The organism is Streptomyces sp. NPDC092369 (assembly GCF_044755245.1).
Classification (GTDB): domain Bacteria; phylum Actinomycetota; class Actinomycetes; order Streptomycetales; family Streptomycetaceae; genus Streptomyces.
Genome location: NZ_JBIVQP010000002.1, coordinates 1421772 through 1441885, shown reverse-complemented (window position 1 = coordinate 1441885; position 20114 = coordinate 1421772). Strand labels below are relative to the sequence as shown.

General features: G+C 70.9%; 19 protein-coding genes and 2 tRNA genes. 11 read left to right on the top strand and 10 right to left on the bottom strand.

Annotated elements, in window-relative coordinates; genetic code table 11:
• Positions 1 to 33: 33 nt before the first annotated feature.
• A tRNA-Lys gene (locus tag ACIQI8_RS16125) sits at positions 34 to 107 on the bottom strand.
• 180 nt (positions 108 to 287) lie between these two features.
• On the opposite strand from ACIQI8_RS16125, the gene ACIQI8_RS16120 reads away from it, so the two are divergent.
• The 6 genes from ACIQI8_RS16120 to ACIQI8_RS16095 all read left to right on the top strand — a co-directional run bounded on the left by ACIQI8_RS16120 (position 288) and on the right by ACIQI8_RS16095 (position 6099).
• Entirely contained in the window at positions 288 to 1652 is a 1365-nt protein-coding gene (locus ACIQI8_RS16120; RefSeq protein WP_402349890.1) for a peptidoglycan-binding protein, read from the top strand.
• 106 nt (positions 1653 to 1758) lie between these two features.
• Entirely contained in the window at positions 1759 to 2886 is a 1128-nt protein-coding gene (locus ACIQI8_RS16115) for an SPFH domain-containing protein (protein ID WP_402349888.1), read from the top strand.
• A 134-nt stretch (positions 2887 to 3020) separates the two neighbouring features.
• The gene (locus ACIQI8_RS16110) at positions 3021 to 3626 is read left to right on the top strand and encodes a lytic polysaccharide monooxygenase (protein WP_402349884.1); all 606 of its coding nucleotides are present in this window, start codon (positions 3021 to 3023) and stop codon (positions 3624 to 3626) included.
• 28 nt (positions 3627 to 3654) lie between these two features.
• Entirely contained in the window at positions 3655 to 3843 is a 189-nt protein-coding gene (locus ACIQI8_RS16105) for a hypothetical protein (RefSeq protein WP_402349882.1), read from the top strand.
• Positions 3844 to 3930: 87 nt separating this feature from the next.
• Positions 3931 to 4395: a DUF3592 domain-containing protein gene (locus ACIQI8_RS16100; RefSeq protein ID WP_402349880.1), complete on the top strand. Its 465-nt coding sequence runs from the start codon at positions 3931 to 3933 to the stop codon at positions 4393 to 4395.
• A 39-nt stretch (positions 4396 to 4434) separates the two neighbouring features.
• The gene (locus ACIQI8_RS16095) at positions 4435 to 6099 is read left to right on the top strand and encodes an AMP-binding protein (protein ID WP_402349878.1); all 1665 of its coding nucleotides are present in this window, start codon (positions 4435 to 4437) and stop codon (positions 6097 to 6099) included.
• 409 nt (positions 6100 to 6508) lie between these two features.
• Here the strand turns inward: ACIQI8_RS16095 and ACIQI8_RS16090 are convergent.
• The 6 genes from ACIQI8_RS16090 to ehuB form a co-directional block, all read right to left on the bottom strand.
• Positions 6509 to 6582 (bottom strand) — tRNA-Lys (locus ACIQI8_RS16090).
• A 94-nt stretch (positions 6583 to 6676) separates the two neighbouring features.
• Positions 6677 to 7432 (bottom strand): IclR family transcriptional regulator, encoded by a 756-nt coding sequence (locus ACIQI8_RS16085; RefSeq protein ID WP_402349876.1) that lies wholly within the window; start codon positions 7430 to 7432, stop codon positions 6677 to 6679.
• A gap of 222 nt (positions 7433 to 7654) precedes the next feature.
• On the bottom strand, positions 7655 to 8431 hold the full coding sequence (gene ehuA / locus ACIQI8_RS16080) for an ectoine/hydroxyectoine ABC transporter ATP-binding protein EhuA (RefSeq protein ID WP_402349873.1): 777 nt from the start codon (positions 8429 to 8431) through the stop codon (positions 7655 to 7657).
• A 10-nt stretch (positions 8432 to 8441) separates the two neighbouring features.
• Positions 8442 to 9092 carry an ectoine/hydroxyectoine ABC transporter permease subunit EhuD gene (ehuD, locus tag ACIQI8_RS16075; RefSeq protein WP_402349870.1) on the bottom strand — a complete coding sequence of 217 codons (651 nt, stop codon included), beginning with the start codon at positions 9090 to 9092 and terminating at the stop codon, positions 8442 to 8444.
• Positions 9089 to 9808, bottom strand: coding sequence for an ectoine/hydroxyectoine ABC transporter permease subunit EhuC (ehuC, locus tag ACIQI8_RS16070; protein WP_402349867.1), 720 nt, complete (start codon positions 9806 to 9808; stop codon positions 9089 to 9091). The genes ehuD and ehuC overlap by 4 nt, the downstream gene beginning before the upstream one ends.
• On the bottom strand, positions 9805 to 10752 hold the full coding sequence (gene ehuB / locus ACIQI8_RS16065) for an ectoine/hydroxyectoine ABC transporter substrate-binding protein EhuB (RefSeq protein WP_402349865.1): 948 nt from the start codon (positions 10750 to 10752) through the stop codon (positions 9805 to 9807). Before ehuB ends, ehuC begins: the two co-directional genes overlap by 4 nt.
• A 47-nt stretch (positions 10753 to 10799) precedes the next feature.
• Between ehuB and ACIQI8_RS16060 the strand changes: the two genes are divergently transcribed.
• Complete coding sequence (locus tag ACIQI8_RS16060) at positions 10800 to 11294, top strand: DUF3830 family protein (RefSeq protein WP_402349862.1); 495 nt, start codon at positions 10800 to 10802, stop codon at positions 11292 to 11294.
• Here ACIQI8_RS16060 and ACIQI8_RS16055 read toward each other — a convergent pair.
• The gene (locus ACIQI8_RS16055; RefSeq protein ID WP_402349859.1) at positions 11275 to 12690 is read right to left on the bottom strand and encodes an amidase; all 1416 of its coding nucleotides are present in this window, start codon (positions 12688 to 12690) and stop codon (positions 11275 to 11277) included. The two genes, ACIQI8_RS16060 and ACIQI8_RS16055, sit on opposite strands and share 20 nt — an antisense overlap.
• A 37-nt stretch (positions 12691 to 12727) precedes the next feature.
• Complete coding sequence (locus ACIQI8_RS16050) at positions 12728 to 13693, bottom strand: D-2-hydroxyacid dehydrogenase (RefSeq protein WP_402349857.1); 966 nt, start codon at positions 13691 to 13693, stop codon at positions 12728 to 12730.
• 148 nt (positions 13694 to 13841) lie between these two features.
• Here ACIQI8_RS16050 and ACIQI8_RS16045 point away from each other — a divergent pair, with 148 nt between their 5' ends.
• The 3 genes from ACIQI8_RS16045 (at position 13842) to ACIQI8_RS16035 (ending at position 16586) form a co-directional block, all read left to right on the top strand.
• A complete protein-coding gene (locus ACIQI8_RS16045) occupies positions 13842 to 14630 on the top strand; it encodes an aspartate/glutamate racemase family protein (protein WP_402349854.1) in 789 nt (262 codons plus the stop codon).
• Positions 14627 to 15379 carry a decarboxylase gene (locus tag ACIQI8_RS16040; RefSeq protein WP_402349851.1) on the top strand — a complete coding sequence of 251 codons (753 nt, stop codon included), beginning with the start codon at positions 14627 to 14629 and terminating at the stop codon, positions 15377 to 15379. Before ACIQI8_RS16045 ends, ACIQI8_RS16040 begins: the two co-directional genes overlap by 4 nt.
• 118 nt (positions 15380 to 15497) lie before the next feature.
• Positions 15498 to 16586: an LLM class flavin-dependent oxidoreductase gene (locus tag ACIQI8_RS16035; protein WP_402349848.1), complete on the top strand. Its 1089-nt coding sequence runs from the start codon at positions 15498 to 15500 to the stop codon at positions 16584 to 16586.
• Here ACIQI8_RS16035 and ACIQI8_RS16030 read toward each other — a convergent pair.
• Positions 16565 to 18382 (bottom strand): putative bifunctional diguanylate cyclase/phosphodiesterase, encoded by a 1818-nt coding sequence (locus ACIQI8_RS16030; RefSeq protein WP_402349845.1) that lies wholly within the window; start codon positions 18380 to 18382, stop codon positions 16565 to 16567. The two genes, ACIQI8_RS16035 and ACIQI8_RS16030, sit on opposite strands and share 22 nt — an antisense overlap.
• A gap of 282 nt (positions 18383 to 18664) precedes the next feature.
• On the opposite strand from ACIQI8_RS16030, the gene ACIQI8_RS16025 reads away from it, so the two are divergent.
• On the top strand, positions 18665 to 19972 hold the full coding sequence (locus tag ACIQI8_RS16025; protein WP_402349842.1) for a M6 family metalloprotease domain-containing protein: 1308 nt from the start codon (positions 18665 to 18667) through the stop codon (positions 19970 to 19972).
• Positions 19973 to 20114 lie beyond the last annotated feature (142 nt).

The following is a 20114-nucleotide window of genomic DNA, read 5'->3' as shown; positions in this document are numbered from 1 at the left end:
GGCCCCCCGCATCCGCGAGAGGCCCTCGGTCCGTGCGCCGCCAGGGACTCGAACCCCGGACCCGCTGATTAAGAGTCAGCTGCTCTAACCAACTGAGCTAGCGGCGCGCGCTGACGGATCAACTCTACCGGACCTGACGGGGTGCTCCGGACCACCGGAGGGCGCCGGCCCCCGCGAGGGCCTTGTACATCATTCGGACCGTCAACATGCGCGTCGGGAAGACAGTTGGGAAACTGATCAATGTGCACACGCGTGGCTATTTCCATCTGGAGTGTGAGGGGCATCGCATGGGAACTCCGGTATTCGAGGAATTCGATCCCGCGAGCGACTGCGACTGCCCCGGATGCGCCCACTGGCGCCGGGTGCTGCCGTACGCGCGAGCGGCCCGGCACCCCGCCGCCCACCGGACGGTGATCGTGGCGGCCGCCGCGTCCGCAGCGCTCGGCGCGACCGGTGCCGTACCCGCGATCGCCGCCCCGCACGCACCCGCGCGGCCCGGCGTTCCCGCAGGCGACGAGCCCGACACCCCGCAGGGCAGCAAGGCCCCGCTGCACGGCCCGAGCGGGCACCCGGCCAAGCCGCCGGCCGCGGTCAAGGCACCCCTGACCACCCGTTCGGAGATCATCAGACGGGCCAAGACCTGGGTCGCCGCCCAGGTGCCGTACAGCATGAGCGCGTATTGGTCCGACGGTTACCGCCAGGACTGTTCGGGCTTCGTCTCGATGGCCTGGACGCTGCCCGGAAACGAATGGACGGGCAGCCTCGACCAGTACGGCGACCGCATTCCCAAGGAGGATCTGCAGCCCGGCGACATTCTCCTGTTCCACAATCCGTCGAACCCCGAGAAAGGCTCGCACGTCGTCATTTTCGGCGGCTGGACGGACTACACGCACACCTACTACATCGCCTACGAGCAGACGCCGCCGCGCGCCCGCCGGCAGGCGACTCCCTACGCGTACTGGAGCCACTCGGACCAGTACGTCGCCTACCGCTACAAGGGCCTCGCACCGGACACCGCCGGGGCGGAGGCCCCGGGCACGCCGGTCACGCCCGCCGTTCCGGCCAAGACCGCGCCGTACCCGGGAGCGGGGTCCTTCGGTCCCGGCGCGAACAACAAGTACGTCACCCAGCTCGGCACGATGCTCGTCGCACGCGGTGCCGGGCGCTACTACACGACCGGTCCCGGCCCGCGCTGGTCGGACGCGGACCGGCGGGCCACCCAGGCCTTCCAACTGGCCCAGGGCTGGCAGGGCGCCGACGCCGACGGGCTGCCCGGACCGCTGACCTGGCAGCTGCTGGTCACCGGGAAGGGCAAGAACATCAACGTCGGAGCGGCGGGACCGTCGGCGCCCTCCTCGCACGGGGCGCCTTCCTCGCCGGGACCGTCCTCGCACGGACCCTCCTCGCACGGGGTCCCCGCGTATCCGGGCCGGGCGATGTTCCGGCCCGGCGCGGGCAGCGGCTACGTCACGCAGCTCGGAAAGCAGCTGGTGAAGAAAGGATTCGGCAAGTACTACACGACAGGACCGGGGCCGCGCTGGGGCGAGGCGGACCGACGCAACGTCGAGGCCTTCCAGCGCGCCCAGGGCTGGCGGGGCGGCGCGGCGGACGGCTACCCGGGCCCGGAGACCTGGCGACGACTCTTTTCCTGATCACCGGCAGTTCTCACCACCCGCAGTTCTCACCACCCGCAGTCCTCACCACCCGTTGTCCTGACCACCCGTTGTGACGCATCTGGCGCGGAGGCTGGAGGCACCCATGAGTACGACGACCACTTCACACACGCCCGAGTCCGAAGGCCCCGCGGAGGGCCAGCAGGCCCGCAACGCGCGGCTCATCCAGAACGAGGCGACCACCGAGATCCCCGTCCACCTGCTGTTCCGCGACGAGCCCGACCCGGTGTCGGTGCCGCTGAAGCCCGCCGTCGTGGGGCGCAGACAGGGCACCGGCGAACAACCGCGCTTCCGCCGCCCCGCACCCGTGCCGTCGCGTCCCGCCCCGCAGGTCGACCCCGATCTCGCGGAACGCGCGGCCCACGTACTGCCCGCGACCCTCGGCGTCCTCGCCGGGACCTGCGGAGCGGTCGGCTGCCTGGCCGCCTCGTGGTGGGCCGGCGTCCTGCCGCCGCTCGCCGTGCAGGCACTGCGGCTGCCCGAGTACGCGGGGGCGGGGCTCGGTCCCCTCCAGTGGGCGGCTTACGCGGGCGCCGGGGCGCTCACCCTGTTCGGGTACGGCGGTCTTGCCCGCGGGCGGACCGGACGGGCCTGGGTGCTCGGGCTGTTCGGCCGCTACCGGGGGACCGTCCGGCGCACCGGCCTGATGTGGGTCAACCCGCTGCTGCTGCGCCGCCGGGTCGACGTACGGCTGCGGCACTGGCGCAGCGAGCCGATGCAGGCGGCCGACGGCAACGGGGTCGCGCTGCGGGTGGTCGTCCTGGTGGTGTGGCGGGTGCGGGACACCGCGCGTGCCGTGCTCGGGGTCGAGGACCACGAGACGTATCTGCGCGAGTGCGTGGAGGCGGCGCTGGCCCGGGTGCCGGTGGAGCCGCCGGGCGGCGCGCGCGGGGCGGGCGACGCGGCGGCCGAGGCGCTGACCCGGCTCGTGGCGGCGGACGCGGCACCGGTCGGCCTGGAGGTGTTCTCCGTACGCCCGGTACGCACCGAGTACGCCCCCGAGGTGGCCGCCGCGATGCACCGCCGTCGGATCACCGCGCTGGACGCGCAGCACCGGGCGTCCATGCTCACCTCGGTCGTCGACTCGGTGGAGGACACGGTGACCCGGCTGACCATGCGGGGCCTGGTCGAACTGGACGACTACGAACGCAAGGCGCTGGTCAAGGACTTGACGGTGGCGTTCTGCGCGGGGCGGGGCGAGACGGGGCAGTGAACGGCCTGGAACGGCCTTCGGAATTGACCCCTGTGATTGGTATGGACATGTTCAACTAACGGCAATAACCTGGGACTTGGTCTAGACCTGCACGCCTCACGGAACTTCCCCCACGTTCTCCAGGGAGCGGCAGCATGCGCAAAAAGACCAAGGTGTCCGCAGTCGCGGTGGGTCTCGCCACCACCGGAGCCCTCGTGCTCTCCTCCGGCGGTGCGAGCGGCCACGGCTACACCGACCTCCCCATCAGCAGGCAGAAGCTCTGTCAGAACGGCACCGTGACCAACTGCGGCGACATCCAGTGGGAGCCGCAGAGCGTCGAGGGCCCCAAGGGCTTCCCGGGCGGCGGCCCCGCCGACGGCCAGATCTGCAACGGCGGAGTCAGCAGGTTCGCCCAGCTCAGCGCACCGAGGACCCCCTCGGGCGGCGCCTGGCCCACCACCAGGGTGACGGGCGGCCAGAGCTACACGTTCCGCTGGCAGTTCACCGCCATGCACGCCACGACCGACTTCAAGTACTACGTCACCAGGGCGGGCTGGAACCAGAACCACAACCTGGCCCGCTCCGACCTCAACACCACACCGTTCCTGACGGTGCCGTACAACAACCAGCGGCCCCCGTCCACGCTCTCCCACAGCGGCACCCTGCCCAGCGGGCTGAGCGGCCACCACGTGATCGTCGCGGTGTGGACGATCGCGGACACGAGCAACGCGTTCTACGCCTGCTCCGACGTCACCTTCTGACCCTTCCGACTCGAATCGTCCGACGGGTGTGTGGAGTCACGGCCGGGTCCCCGGCCGTGACGACCGCGGCGACTGCACGAGCGCCGCGGGCTTCCCGAACGGCCGCGACCTCACCCACGACGTGATCGACCTCGGGATCGCCCAGCTGACCCAGGGCACCGTGCCGGCCGACGGGCCGCCCGCACGGCGACCTTCGCTCCGACTGCCCGATCTCTGAGCATTTCTTGAGCGAACACCGCCCGACCTGGGGGTACGTTCCCTGCACACCGGCCGCATCGGCCGTGCAGGGAGTTCGGGGGACCCCATGGAAGCCTTCTTCTACATCGTGCCGTCGCTCATCCTCACCGTCGTGCTCCTCGGCGCCATCACGGCGATCCGCCGAGCACGTCAGGTCGACCGTGCCTGGACCAGCGGCCTCACGGCCGAGGCCCGCTGTCTGCGGACGTACACGACGACCAGCGGCGGCGGCGACAGCATGGTGCACACGACCCTCCACCACGTCTACGAGTTCATGACGCGCGAGGGCCGCGTCGTCCGCTTCGACGAGGGCGGCGGACCGGGGACGACCCTGGAGGGCGACATCGTGACCGTGCGCTACGCGGCGGACCGCCCCGAGCGCGCCACGGCGAAGCCGCCGGCCCGCGGCAGACTCGCGGCGGGCACGGGCTGCCTGCTGGCCTTCCTCGGCGTCGTGGCCGCCTTCTGCGTCGCCTTCATGATCGGCGTCCACGAGGCCTTCTCCCTGACGGGTGACTTCTTCCAGCCGTAGTCTCCACATCTGACGGTACGTCAACTACCGTGCGCCCTCATGGAGTCGACAAGGCCGGCCGGGCGTACCGTCGCCGAACTCGTACAGGCACGCTGGGGCGACCACCGCCCCGGCCTGTGGTGCGAGGACCTGGTCCTCACCCACCACGAGGTGGCCGCCGGCGCGGCGGCCCGCGCGGCCCTGCTGGCGGACCTCCTGCCGCCGGGCGCCGAGCGCCATGTGGGCGTACTTCTCGACAACACCCCTGAATATCCGCTCTGGTTGGGCGCCGCCGCCCTCGCCGGAGCGGCCCTGGCCGGCATCAACCCCACCCGCCGCGGCCCCGAACTCGCCCGCGACATCCTGCACACCGAGTGCCGGGTCCTGCTCACCGAACAAGCTCACCTCCCGCTCCTCGCCGGCCTCCAACTCCCGGACGTGCGCGTCCTGGTGACGGACACGGAGGAGTACGAGGACCTGCTCGCGCCCCATACGGAATCCGAGCCGGACGCCTCCCGCGCGACCCCCTCGGACCGCCTCCTCCTCTACTTCACCTCCGGTTCCACGGGCGCCCCGAAGGCGGCGATCTGCTCGCAGGGCCGGCTGGCCGCCGCGGGGCGTTCCCTGGTCGACCAGTTCGGGGTGGGTCCCGAGGACGTGCACTACATCTGCATGCCGATGTTCCACGGCAACGCGGTGATCGCCGACTGGGCACCCGCGTTGGCGGCGGGCGCGGGCGTGGCGCTCAGACGGCGCTTCTCGGCCTCCGGTTTCCTGGCGGACGTACGCCGTTACCGGGCGACCTACTTCACGTACGTGGGCCGGGCCGTGCAGTACGTCCTGGCCACCGAGGAACGGCCCGACGACCGCGACAACCCGCTGCGCCTCGGCTTCGGCACGGAGGCGGGGGCGGTGGACGCGGCGGCGTTCCAACGGCGGTTCGGGGTACGGCTGGTGGAGGGATACGGGTCCTCGGAGGGCGGCGCGGCGGTGCAGTGGTCACCGGGAACGCCGGCCGGGGCGGTGGGCAGGGCGGCCCCCGGACTGGTCGTACTCGATCCGCGGACACAACGGGAGTGCCCGCGCGCAGTCCTCGCCCCGTCGGGCCGCCTGCTCAACGGCGAGGCGGCGATAGGGGAGTTGGTGAACCGCGCCCCCAACCCCTTCGAGGGCTACTGGCGCAACCCGGACGCGGACGCCGAGCGCCGCCGGGAGGGCTGGTACTGGACCGGCGACCTCTTCTACCGCGACCGCGACGACTACCTCTACTTCGCGGGCCGCGCCGACGACCGCCTCCGCGTCGACAGCGAGAACCTGGCCGCCGCGATGATCGAGAACATCCTCGCCCGCTACGAGGGTGCCGACGCCGTCGCCGTGTACGCGGTCCCGGACCCCGTCACCGGCGACCAGGTCATGGCGGCCGTCGCCGGCACGTTCGACCCGCTCGACTTCGCGGACTTCCTGCAGGCCCAGCCCGACCTGGGCACGAAGATGGCACCCCGGTTCGTGCGGGTGGTCGAGCGGATGCCGGTCACCGCCACGAACAAGATCCACCGGGCGCGGCTGCGCCGCGAGGGCGTCCACTGCCCGGACCCGGTCTGGTGGCGCCCACCGGGGGAGACCGCGTACCGGCGGTTGACCGAGGAGGACGCCGAAGGCCCCCTCGTTTCCGCGAGAGGCCTTCGATCCGTGCGCCGCCAGGGACTCGAACCCCGGACCCGCTGATGCTGCATCTCCCGGGGGATAACCCCCGGACGCCCAGCCCACCCAACGCCGAGCCGCCGAGAGCCCCTACCCACGACGAAGGCCCCCCGCATCCGCGAGAGGCCTTCGAACTGTGCGCCGCCAGGGACTCGAACCCCGGACCCGCTGATGCTGCATCTCCCGGGGTATAACCCCCGGACCCCCAGCCCACCCAATGCCGAGCCGACGAGAGCCCCTACCCACGACGAAGGCCCCCCGCATCTGCGAGAGGCCTTCGATGTGTGCGCCGCCAGGGACTCGAACCCCGGACCCGCTGATGCTGCATCTCCCGGGGGATGACCCCCGGACCCCCAGCCCACCCAATGCCGAGCCGCCGAGAGCCCCTACCCACGACGAAGGCCCCCCGCATCCGCGAGAGGCCTTCGATCCGTGCGCCGCCAGGGACTCGAACCCCGGACCCGCTGATTAAGAGTCAGCTGCTCTAACCAACTGAGCTAGCGGCGCATGACTCACGCCGACCGCTGGATCTGTGTCTCGCGGTCGGCGACAGGAAAATACTACCTGGTGCGGAGGGGTGCTCCGGACCACGTGAGGGGGGTCAGATGGTCAGCGACAGGAGGAGCGGGGTCGCGCTGCGATTGAGGGTGTCGGCCGCCTGGCGCAGCCGGTGCGCGTGCTCCACGGGGAGGGACAGGGCCAGGCAGCCCACCGCCGAGCCGGCCGTGATCGGGACGGCCGCGCAGACCGTGCCCACCGCGTACTCCTGGAGGTCGAGGTGGGGGACCGTCGGCGGCTGCGTCTCCAGGCGGGAGAGCAGGAGCTTGTCGCTGGTGATCGTGCGCGAGGTCAGGCGGGCCATCTTGTGCCGGGAGAGGTGCTCGCGGCGGCTGTTGTGGTCGAGCTGGCCCAGCAGGCTCTTGCCGATCGCGGTGGCGTGAGCCGAGGAACGGAAGTCCACCCACTCGTGCACCACCGGCGTCGTAGGCCCGTCGGCGTACTGGGAGATCCGGACCTCCCCGTCGACGTACCGGCTCAGGTACACCGCCGCGCCCACCGAATCGCGCAGCCGGTCCAGGGTGCGCTGGAGCCGCTCGCGCAGCGCCTGTTCGCGGCCGTCGGTGGAGCCGAGCTTGGTGAGGGCGTCGCCTGTGACGTACGCGCCGTCGGTGGTCTGCTCGACGTAGCCCTCGCGGCGCAGCATCCGCAGCAGGGCGGTCAGGCGCTCCGGTTCCAGGCCGGTGCGGCGGGCGAGCTCGGTGTCGGTGACTCCGGAGTGCCGCGCCACCGTCTCCAGGACGCGCAGGGCGTCCTGGGCCGAGTGGTACGGCGCGGTCGGCTCGTGCTTCAGCGCCACGGTGAATCCCCCTGCGCTCGCTTGTTCGCACTGCTACTGGGCCGTAACCGGACAGCGAATCCTCTCCACGATAACCGCCAAGAGGCCTGTTGTGAGCGGGTGTTGACGAGATTCCAACCCCGCCCGCACCCCTCTCAACAGGGACGAAGGCACTCTGGCATATGCCTATGTCCTGATCCACCGCCTGGACCTCGCAGATTGAACGTCATTCAATACCCGAGGTCACAGCACCGCGCTCAGAAATTCTCGCGTTCGGTCCTGTTCCGGCTCGCTGAAGATCCGTTCCGGCGGCCCCGCCTCGATGATCCGGCCGGAGTCGAACATCAGGACCTGGTCGGAGATGTCCCGCGCGAAGTTCATCTCATGGGTCACACAGAGCATCGTGATGTCGGTGGTGCGGGCGATGTCCCGGAGCAGATCCAGGACGCCGGCCACCAGTTCCGGGTCGAGCGCGGACGTCACCTCGTCCAGGAGCAGCACCTGCGGGCGCATGGCCAGCGCGCGGGCGATCGCGACGCGTTGCTGCTGGCCGCCGGAGAGCTGGCTCGGCCGGGCGTCCGCCTTGTCGGCGAGGCCCACCAGGTCCAGCAGCTCGCGCGCCCGCTGCTCCGCCTCCTCCTTGGACAGCCCGAGGACCGTCACCGGCGCCTCGGTGATGTTGCGCAGCGCGCTCATGTTCGGGAACAGGTTGAACTGCTGGAACACCATCCCGATGTTCTTGCGCAGCTCGCGGACCCGCTTCTCGGGCGCCGGGAACAGCTGCTCCCCGGCGACCGTGATCGTGCCCTCGTCCGGCTGGGCCAGTGTCATCAGCAGCCGCAGGATCGTGGTCTTGCCGGAGCCGGACGGGCCGATCAGCGTGACGTGCTTGCCGGACTCGACGGAGAAGTCGAGATGGTCCAGGACCGTGTGGGAGCCGAACCGCTTGGTGACCGAGTCGAACCTGATCAGCTCGCTGCCGTCCACCGGCGGGTTGGCGTGGGAGTCGGGATCTTTCATGAGGGGGGCGTCAGTGGACAAGACGTCGCTCCAGAGCTCGCAGAAGAAGGGAGGCCAGGTAGGAGATGACGATGAAGGCGACGCCGATCACCGTCAGGGGCTCGGTGAACTGGAAGTGCTCCTGGGAGTACAGCCGGGCCTGGCCGAGCATCTCCAGCACGGTGATCGCCATCAGCATCGGCGTGTCCTTGAGCATCGCGATCACGTAGTTGCCGAGCGCGGGCACCACCCGCCGGATCGCCTGCGGCAGGATCACCACCTGCCAGGTCCGCATCCGCGGCAGGTTCAGCGCCGTCGCCGCCTCCCACTGGCCGGCCGGCACCGCCTCGATACCGGCCCGGTAGACCTGCATCGTGTACGTCGAGTAGTGCAGCCCGATCGCGAAGACGCCGGTGGTCAGCGCCGAGAAGGTCAGGCCCCACTCGGGCAGCACGTAGAAGAGGAAGAACAGCTGCACAAGGAGCGGGGTGTTGCGCACGAACTCCGTGACCACCCCGACCGGCCAGCGCACCCAGCGCGTCGGCGTCCGCATCAGCAGCGCCCAGACCAGGCCCAGCGCGAACGAGATCAGCGAGCCGAGCGCGAGCGCCTGCAGGGTGACGACGAGACCGTCCCAGAAGTGCGGCATGAAGTCGCTCACCGCGTTCCAGTCCCACTTCACGCGACACCACCTCCGACACCGGTCGTCTCGGCCCGCTTGAGCTCACCCGCGGCCGGCCCACGCTGCGGCGCCTTGCCGACACCGGCCTTGAGCTTCTTCTCCAGACCGCGCATCACCCGGGTCAGCAGGAAGGCGATCACGAAGTAGATGACCAGCAGATACGTGTAGATCTCGGCGCTCTCCTGGAGCGCGAGCCGCACCAGGTTGCCGCTGAACGCGAGGTCGCCCATGCCCATGACGGACACCAGCGCGGTGCCCTTGAGCAGCTCGATCAGCAGGTTGGAGAACGGCGGGATCATCTCCGGCACCGCCTGCGGCAGCAGGATCAGCCGCATCCGCTGCCAGGGCGTGAAGCTGAGCGCGATCCCGCCCTCCTGCTGCGCCGGGTCGACCGCCTTCAGCGCGCCGCGCACGATCTCGGAGCCGTAGGCCCCGTACGTCAGCCCGAGCGCCAGCGTGCCCGCCCACATCGGCACCAGTTGCCAGCCGAAGGCCGGGGGGAGCACGAAGAACACCCAGAAGATCATGACCAGGGCCGAGGTCCCGCGGAACACCTCGGTGTAGACGCCCGCCAGGAAGCGGACGACCCACCGGCGGTGGGTGCGCGCGACACCGACCACGAAGCTGACGGCGGCAGCCAACAGGGCGCTGAACAGAAGGAGTTGGATCGTCGTCCAGACGCCCTTGAGTACGAGGTCCCACAGTCCCGAGGTCATCCGCCCGCCCCTTCCCCGCACAGCTCCTTCGCGGTCAGGTCGGTCATCTCGGCCTTGGTGAACCCGAAGGGCTTGAGGATGCGCAGCAGTTCGCCGCTCTTCTTCAGCGCGCGCAGCTCCACGTTGAACGCGTCGCGCAGCTTCGTCTCGGTCGGCCGGAACGCGAACGCGCCCCCGTCGACATGCGGTGTGCCGTCGACGAGTGGGGAGAAGGCCTCCGTGGCCTCGGCCTTGCCCGACTTCTTCACCACCTCGCGGGTGGTCAGCGCCGTACCGGCGAAGGCGTCGACGCGTCCGGCCTCGACGGCGTTCAATCCCGCTACCTGGTCCGGCACGATCAGGATGTCGCTCTCCTTGTACCCCGCCTCGACGGCGTACTGGATCTCCGCATAACCGGTGCCCGTCGCGAACTTGGCCTTCTTCGCGACGATGTCCTTGTAGTTGTGCAGGCCTTTGGGATTTCCCTTGCGCACGATGAAGGAATCGAGCATCTGATAGTCGGGATCCGCGAAGATCACCTGTGCGCAGCGTTCGGGGTTGACGTACATTCCGGCCGCCACGACGTCGAACTGTTGGGAATTCAGGCCGGGGATCAGCGAGCCGAACTCGGTCGGTACGGGCTGCACCTTGTCCACTCCGAGCCGCTTGAAAATGACCCGGGCGAGTTCCGGTGCCTCGCCGGTCAGTTCGCCGTCCTTGTCGATGTAGCCGAACGGGATCTCACCGGCGATACCGAGTCTCACGACACCCGCCGCCTTGAGCCGGTCGAGCAGGTCGCCGCCGTCCGTGGTCGACGCCGTGGCCACGCGCGTGCAGCCCGCGGCCCCCAGCGCACCGAGCGCCGCCACCCCCGCGAGCAGCGATCGGCGGCTGGTCCCGGTGGTGGGTCCGCCGGCTGTCTCTGGCCTGTTTGTGCCTCTGTCGTTCCGAAGTGGTGGAGCCATGGCGGCGCGGCTACCCGAGACGATGCGTTGTATGCACCATGGATGGCATGACCGAGCGCTACATAGAAGTCTCCCTGGTCAAACGCGGAATCACCGGCACGGCAATACTGCTGGACGACCGCGCCCCTCTCACCTGCGCAGCGGTGTGGGATGCCCTGCCACTCGGCAGTGACGTCTATCACGCCAAATACGCGCGCAATGAGATCTACGCCCTGTTCCCGCCCTTCGCGGAATCGGAGCCGCCCCTGGAGAATCCGACAGTTACCCCGATTCCCGGAGATCTCTGTTATTTCTCCTTCGCCGGATCGGAACTCGGCACCAAGGCCTACGGCTATGACCGTGAGGTCCGCGCCGGCACGACGGTGGTCGACCTGGCCCTGTTCTACGAGCGCAACAACCTGCTCCTGAACGGCCATGTGGGCTGGGTGCCCGGCATCGTCTGGGGCCAGGTCGTCGAGGGGCTCGAAGAGCTGGCCGAGGGCTGTAACGACCTGTGGCGGACCGGGGCGGCGGGGGAGACGCTCAGCTTCCGGCGGTTGTGAGACCGGCCGGGACGGGCGTGGCGATCCCCGCCTCGTACAGGGCGTGCGCCGCGCGCAGCACCAGGTCGTCCCGGTGCCGCGCGGCCACGATCTGCAGTCCGACCGGCAGCCCGGCGGCGTCCGTGCCGACCGGCACGGTCGCCGCCGGCTGCTGGGTCATGTTGAAGGGGTACGTGAACGGCGTCCACCCCGTCCAGCGGCGCAGCCCGGAGCCCTGGGGCACCTCGACGCCCGCCTCGAACGCGGTGATGGGAAGCGTCGGCGTGACGAGGACGTCGTAGGACTCGTGGAAGCGGCCCATTCGGCGGCCCAGTTCCATCCGGACGTCCACCGCGGCGAGATAGTCGAGCGCGGAGAGGCGGGCGCCGGTGCGGCAGATGTCCCTGAGCCCGGGGTCCAGCAACTCCCTTTGCCGCGGTCCCAGTTGCTGGGTCACCCGGGCCGCCCCCGCGAACCACAGGGCGTGGAAGGCGTCCACCGGATCGGCGAAGTCGGGGTCGGCCTCCTCGACGTACGCGCCGAGCCCGGCCAGCCCCTGCACCGCCTGCCGGACCGCGGCGGCGACCGCGGGCCGCACCGCGACCTGCCCGCCCAGCGTCGGCGAGTACGCGACCCTGAGCCCCCGCACCCCCTCGCCGAGGCTTGCCGAGAACGACCCCGGCGGCGGCCCGAGCGCCGACCAGTCGCGAGCGTCCGGCACGCCGATGACGTCCAGCATCAGTGCCGCGTCCGCCGCGTCCCGGGTCATCGGCCCCACGTGCGACAGCGTGCCGAACGCGCTCGCCGGGTACAGCGGCACCCGGCCGTACGTCGGCTTCAGCGCGAAGATCCCGCAGAAGGCGGCCGGGATACGGACACTGCCGCCGCCGTCGGTGCCCAGCGCGAGGGGTCCGGCCCCGAGGGCCACGGCCGCCGCCGCGCCGCCACTTGAGCCGCCCGCGGTACGCGTGCGGTCGTAGGGATTGCGGGTCACCCCCGACTGCGGCGAGTCCGTGACGCCCTTCCAGCCGAACTCCGGTGTCGTGGTCTTGCCGAGGAAGACGGCGCCCTGTTCGCGCAGTCGGGCCACCGAGGGCGCGTCCTGGTCCCAACTCCCCTGCTCCGAGATCGTTTTTGAGCCCCGCAGGGTGGGTGAGCCGCGCAGCAGCAGGATGTCCTTCACCGTGACCGGCACGCCGTCCAGCAGGCCCGACGGCTCGCCGCGCCGCCACCGTCCCGTCGACTCCCGGGCCCGGGCGAGGGCTTCGTCGGCCAACAGGCGGACGAAGGCGTTCACTTCGGGCTGGATCCGCTCGGCCCGTTCCAGGGTCGCGCGGGTGGCTTCCTCGGGGCTGAACTCGCCCTTGCGGTAGCCGTCGAGGAGTTGTGCGGCGGTCAGCTCGGCGAGGTCCGTCATCTGCCCTCCAGCGTCCGGGTGTTCGGCGTCCGGGTGGTCAACGTCCGGGTACGTACCCGCGTTTCTTGTCGACCACGTTCAGCAGCGGCCGTCCTGCCTCCCAGCGGTCGTACAACTCCACGAACTGCCTGCCCAGTTCGTCCCGCCAGCCGACCGTGTCGCCGCTCATGTGCGGGGACACGATCAGGCCCGGGGCCTGCCACAACGGGCTGTCGGGGGTGAGGGGTTCGTGCTCGAAGACGTCGAGCGCGGCCCCCGCGATCCAGCGTTTAGCGAGCGCCTGGGCGAGCGCCTCCTCGACGACCAGCGGCCCGCGTCCGACGTTGATGAACCGCGCGGACGGCTGCATCACCCCGAAGCGGCGCTCGTCGAACATGCCCCGCGTCTGCTCGGTGAGCGGCGCGGCGGCGATCACCCAGTCGGCACGGGCGATCAGCCGGTCCAGGTCGTCTGGGCCGTGGATGCCGGTGTGCGGGGTGCGGCCGACCAGCGCGGTGGTGATGTCGAGCGCCTTGAGCGTGCGGGCGATGGTCCGCCCGATCGGCCCGGACCCCACCACGCACGCGCGCGTGCCCGCCACCCGCTGAGTCTCCCGATGCCGCCAGGTCCGCTCCCGCTGGAACTCCAGCGTCCGCGGCAGGTCCTTGGCCATGCCGAGGACGAGCGCGGCGACGTACTCGGCGATCGGCTGGTCGAAGACGCCCCGCGCGTTGGTCACCACCGTGTCGGACGCGGCCAGTTCGGGACACATGAGGTGGTCCACGCCCGCGCTCGCCGTGTGCACCCAGCGCGGCCTCGGCCCCTCGCCCGGCCATGCGGACAGCACCGCCCGCGAGGCGAAGTCCCACACCAACAGGACGTCGGCGTGCGGCAGTCGCTCGGCGAGCGTCGACGCGTCGGCGTGCTCGACGCGGGCGCGCCCGGTGAGACTGCCGAGCCGGGGGAGCGGTTCGGCGTCCAGCACGAGAAGGGTGGGCCGGGACGGGGGAGCGGGTGCGGACATGGAAGCCGTTTCTGCGCGCGGTCCGAGTGCTGACAGCCGTCTGACATGCGAGGTTTGACCACGCTCGCACCCGAACCTACCTTCGTCAACACGGGCGTTCGTACGGTCCGTTGCGCACCCTGTTCGTTCGGTGAGGGCGGTGGTCGTCATGGACGTCTCCTTTCTCGGTGGGCCCGGGCCGCAGCGCGGGGTCGGTGTCGTCGCCCCCTTCGACTTCGCCCTGGACCGCGAGCTGTGGCGCTGGGTCCCGGACGAGGTCTCGCTGCACCTGACCCGGACTCCGTACGTGCCGGTCGAGGTGAGCCTCGACCTGGCCCGTCTGGTGAGCGAGCACGAGACGCTTCAGGACGCGGTCCGCACCCTCGTCGCCGTCTCCCCGGAGGTGGTCGGCTACGCCTGCACCTCCGGCAGCTTCGTCGGCGGGATCGCCGGCGAGCGGGCGATGTGCGAGGCGATGACCCGGGCCGGCGCGGTCCCCTCGATCACCACCTCGGGCGCGCTCCTGGAGGCGCTGACCGCGCTCGGCGCCCGCCGGGTGGCCCTGGTGACCCCGTACACGGTGTCGGTGACACGTGCTCTTGAGGAGTACGTCGCCGAGGCGGGCGTCACGGTCGCCGGCTGCTCCTTCATGGGCCTGACCCGGCACATCTGGAAGGTCCCGTACCGCGAGGTCGCCGACATGGCCCGCACGGCCGTCCGCGGCGACGCCGACGCCCTGTTCATCAGCTGCACCAACCTCCCGACCTACGACGTCATCCCCCAACTGGAGGCGGAACTGCGCATACCGGTGATCTCGGCCAACCAAGTGACGATGTGGGCCGCGCTGCGCCGACTGGGTACCCGGGCGGTGGGGCCGTACCAAGCGCTGATCGATCCGTCGGCGCGCACGGGCCCCGTGCTACCGGCCGAAGAACAGCAGCAGGAAGGCTCACCATGACGTCACTCGGATTCCTCTACCCCGGCCACTCCGCCGAGGACGACTATCCGCGCATCGAGCAGTTGCTCGGCAGCGACATCCGCCTGGACGTCGTCCACACCGACATCGGCGAGGACGCGCACCGGGTGGACGCGCTCCTTGAGATGGGCTCGGCCGACCGGCTTGCGGCGGGCGTCGGCGAGCTGCGGATGGCGGGCGCGGACTCGGTGGTCTGGGCCTGCACCAGCGGCAGCTTCGTCCACGGCTGGGAGGGCGCCCACGAGCAGGTCCGCGCCCTGGCCCGCACGGCGGGTCTGCCGGCCTCCTCGACGTCCTTCGCCTTCGTGCACGCGCTCCAGGAGCTGGGCCTGCGGCGGGTCGCCGTCGGCGCGACCTACCCGGACGACGTGGCCGAGCTCTTCGCGGAGTTCCTGCGGGCCGGCGGCGCGGAGGTGACCGGCGTCCGCGGCGCCGGCATCATCACGGCCGCCGAGGTCGGCACCTGGGACGAGAAGGAGGTCCACGCCCTGGCCCGCGAGGCGGACTCCCCGGACGCGGACGCGGTCCTCCTCCCGGACACGGCCCTGCACACCGCCGCCCACATCGAGACCCTGGAGAGGGAACTCGGCAAGCCGGTCCTCACGGCCAACCAGGTCACGGTGTGGGAGGGCCTGAGGCTTGCGGACCGCAGGGTGAACGCACCGAGGCTCGGGGCACTCTTCACGCGCGAGCCCTTGGTGCAGGCGTCTTTCAGCCCGTCCGGCGTTTGAGGACGAGGCCGTCCAGGCCGAAGCGGGGTCTGGGGCGGCAGCCCCAGGGAATAAAACGGAGAGTGCCTCCTGTTAACTCCGGGAACGACAGACCCGCCGAATCCAGGAGGCACTCACCGTGACGGCAGACGAGATCCGGGGCACCGCACAGGGCACCGCCCCCGTACCCCTCTCCGTACTGGACCTGGTCACCGTCGGCGCGGGCCGCACGGCCACGGAAGCCCTCAAGACCAGCGTCGGGATCTCCCGCCTCGCGGAATCACGGGGATACCACCGCTACTGGGTGGCCGAGCACCACTCCATGCCCGGTGTCGCCTCCTCGTCGCCCGCCGTGATCCTCGCCCACCTCGCCGCCCACACCGACCGCATCCGGCTCGGCTCGGGCGGCGTCATGCTGCCCAACCACGCCCCGCTGGTCATCGCGGAGCAGTTCGGCACGCTGGAGGCGCTGGCCCCCGGCCGCGTCGACCTGGGCCTGGGCCGCGCCCCCGGCACGGACGGCGCCACCGCGGCCGCCCTGCGCCGCACGGAACGCCTCAACGAAGGCGCCGACGACTTCCCGGAGCAGCTGGCGGAGCTGACCCGCTTCCTGGACGACGACTTCCCCGACGGCCACCCCTACCGCCGTATCCACGCGGTCCCCGGCCCGATCCAGGCGACCTCGCCGGGCGGTGTGCAGTCCCCGCACCGCCCGCCGATCTGGCTGCTCGGCTCCTCCGGCTTCAGCGCCCGCCTGGCCGGCATGCTCGGTCTGCCCTTCGCCTTCGCGCACCACTTCTCCGCGCAGAACACCATCCCGGCGCTCGACCTCTACCGCGAGTCCTTCCGCCCGAGCGCGGTCCTGGACGCCCCCTACGCCCTCATCGGCGTCTCGGCGCTCGCTACCGACGACGAGAAGGAAGCCGGCCGCCAGGTGCTGGCCGCCGCGCTCAACATGGTCCGGCTGCGCACCGGCCGCCCCGGACTCGTGCCCACCCCGGAAGAGGCCGAGGCGTACGAATTCAGCCCCATGGAGCGGGAGTTCATCACCTCCTGGAACGCCAACGTCATCCACGGCACCGCCGACCAGGTCCGCGACGGGCTCGACGACCTCCAGAAGCGCACGGGCGCCGACGAGTTGATGCTCACGTCCCACGCCCACAACGGCGAGCTGCGCCTGCGCTCGTACGAACTGATCGCGGACGCCTACGGGTTGCCGACCACCTGATCCCCGGAGCGGGTCCGGGGGCCGATCAGTTCGGAGATACGATCCGGCGACACCGGCCGTGAGTACAGCCACCCCTGGCCGGTGTCGCAGCCGATCCGGCGCAGCCGCGAGGCCTGCGCGGAAGTCTCCACGCACTCCGCGGTGACGGTCAGCCCGAGCCGGTGCGCGAGCTGGATCATCGCCTCCACGATCACCTCGTCGGCGGGGTTGGGCGGCGCGCCCGTGGTGCCGTCGCTCTCGTACTGGAAGCCGCGTACGAACGAGCCGTCCAGCTTCAGCACCGACACCGGCAGCCGGCTGAGGTAGGCGAGGTTCGAGTAGCCGGTGCCGAAGTCGTCGATCGCGATCCCAACGCCCATGTCGCTGAGAGCCTGCAGCACTTGGAGGGGCCGCCCGGCCGAGCCCATCACGGCCGACTCGGTCAACTCCAGCTGGAGCAGATGCGGGGCGAGGCCGGTGTCCGCGAGGGTCTTGGCCACGTCCGCGACCAGGTCGGAGTCCCAGACCTGCCGGACCGCCACGTTCACGCTGACGAACAGCGGTGGTTCGTCCGGATGTTCCACCTGCCAGCGCCGGGCCTGCCGGCAGGCGGTGACCAGCACCCAGCGGCCGAGCTGCACGATCGAGCCGTCCTCCTCGGCCAGTGTGATGAAGCGATTCGGCGTCAGCATGCCGAACTGCGGGTGGTTCCAGCGGACCAGCGCCTCCACCCCGCGCAGCCGCCCGTCCTCCATCCCGACCAACGGCTGGTACTCCAGCGCGAACTCGCCCCGCTCGACGGCGGGACGCAGCGAGGAGGACAGCGCCTGACGGGTCATCCGGTGGGCGTTGCGCTCCGGGTCGAAGAGCGTCCAGCGGGCCTTCCCGTCGGCCTTCGCCCAGTACAGCGTGGTGTCGGCGGCCTGCATCAGGGCGGTCGCGGTGGTGCCTGTCGCGAGCCGCTCGACGACACCGATGGACGCCGACACCGACACCCGCTGACCGCCGAGGTCGAACGGGGCCTGGACCGCCTCAAGGACGGACTCGGCGAGGTCGGCCAGCTGCTCGGTGCCGGTCGAGTCCTCCACGAGCAGTGCGAACTCGTCGCCGCCGAGCCGGGCCACCAGCGTGGCGCCCGCCCGGCCCTGCCCGACCTCGTCGGCGCAGCGCGTGAGGCGCTCCGCCACGGCGGACAGCAGCCGGTCGCCGACGCGGTGGCCGAGCGTGTCGTTGACGGCCTTGAAGCCGTCCAGGTCCAGGTAGCACAGCCCGATCCGCCCGGTGCCGCCGTCGGTGTAGGACTCCGCGTCCAGTGCGGCCGTCAGGCGCTCGAAGAACAGGGTGCGGTTGGGCAGCCGGGTCACCGGGTCGTGCATCTGCAAGTGCCGCAGCCGGTCCTGGAGTTCGTGCTGGGCGCTGATGTCGGCGACCGACAGCAGGATGCCCTTCCCAGGCGTGGGCAGCGGCGCGACCGCGATCTGCGCCCACACCGACTCGCCGTTGGGCCGCTTCAGCCGGCGGGTGCAGCGCAGTCTGGCCTCCCGGCCGCGCAACACTTCCCGGTAGGCGTGCCAGGTACGCGCGTCGGACGCCAGGTCGACGAGGTCGGCGGCGACCCGGCCGGTCAGCGCGTCGGGCGCGCTGCCGAACAGGGCGCCGAAACCGTCGTTGGCGCTGACGACGAGACCCTCGCGGTCGACGACGGCCATCGCGAGGGAAGCGGTCCTGAAGACGGACCGATAGATGGTGTCACTCTCTGTGACGGCGGACCGATCGAGGTCTGCCGCGGGCGCCGGCCCTTCGGACGTTCCGCTCACCGCTCGCTCCCGCAGTGCATTCGATCTCTGTCCGTGCAGGAAAGTGTGCCGATCATAGAGGCAGACCCAAGGGCCTTCCAGCCACTCTCCAGTGTCCAGGATCGGGCGACCGTTCTGACAGATCGTTTCTGCCCGCACCTGGACGTGTTCATCTGGCCTCCGACCAGTTGTGACGTTCCGTGAGCGCTTCGGGGTGTCGTCTCTGACGGTCTTTCGGCTGACTCACTCTTCTGGTGCAGACAAACAGGGCGTAGTACGACAATCTCCAAGAGGCTGGGTGCGGTGTCCCGTGATCCGCTCCCGGAGGTTCAGTTGCCGCGTCCGTTCCCCCGGCCCCGACTGCGCAGCACCGCCGCGGTGTTCACCACCCTCTCGGCACTCGCGGCGACCTCGCTCTTCACCGGGCCCTCGGTCGCCGAACCGTTCTCGGCGGCCCCGTGCGCCCTGCAGCGCACCGACGCCCACCACTCGGAGGGCGTCGACACCTGGAACGCCGCGTACCCGCGCCCGGCCCGCCGGCTGGACGCCGTGATGGTCTTCCTGTCCTTCCCGGACGCGGCCCCGCGCACCACGCCGGCCCAGCTCACCGCCGACCACTTCCCGGCCACCAGCCGCTTCTTCGAGCGCGCCTCCTACGGCCGGTTCTCGCTGGACCCGCACCCGCTGAACCACTGGATCCGGATGCCGCGTCCGTCCACGGCGTACGCCATACAGCGCGACTGGCAGGCCGCGGACCGCGCCGCCTACCTGCGCGACGCGCTCGCCGCCGCCGACCCCGAGGTCGATTTCTCCCGGTATGACGTCGTGTACTTCGTCGCCGACCCGGACGCGCCCGGCGTGGACTCGGACGCCACGAAGGTCGTCAACATGGACACCCCGCTGCGGGCCGACGGCACGGACATCCGGCGGGTCGTCACGGTCTTCGAGAAGCATCCGCCGGACCACTTGGTGCTGGCCCACGAGACCGGGCACGTCTTCGATCTGCCGGACCTCTACCACCGGCCGGTCGACGGCAAGGGCGACTGGGACACGTATGTCGGCGACTGGGACCTGATGGGCAGCCAGTTCGGCATGGCCCCCGACCTCTTCGGCTGGCACAAGTGGAAGCTGGGCTGGCTGGAGCCGCGCCAGGTGGTGTGCGCGCGGGGACAGGGCACCACTCGGCTGACCCTCGAACCGCTCGGCGCCGGGCCGGGGCTGCCGGTGACGGGCGCGGCCGGATCGCCGGCCTTCGGCCTCGGGCGCGGCACCAAGCTCGCGGTGGTGCGCACCGGACCCGACAGCGCGCTCGCCTTCGAGGCGCGCGGGCCGGTCGGCAACGACACCGCCGTGTGCCGGTCCGGCATCCTCGTCTACCGCATCAGCAGCGGCGCCCAGTCCGGCGACGGCCCCATCCAGGTCATCGACGCCCACCCACGCACCGAGGCCTGCTGGGAGAACTCGGTCTACCCCCCACTCGCCGACGCCCCGGTCGCCCTGGGCGAGAACTTCACCGTGCCGGGCGGGACGGCACGGGGCGGAAAGGTCCGGGTGGCAGCGGAGGGCCGAACGGCTTCGGGGGCTTGGACGGTGAGGATTTCGGTCGGGTAGTTCTCGACCGACGGTGACTGTGGCCGACGGGAATGGGGGTGTGGGTGGCGAAGCCCCCACAGCGCGCGGCGCAGCCGCGCAGAAATGACGACGGCGAGGCCGGTTCGCGCTTTCCGCGAACATGCCTCGCCATCGACGTCGT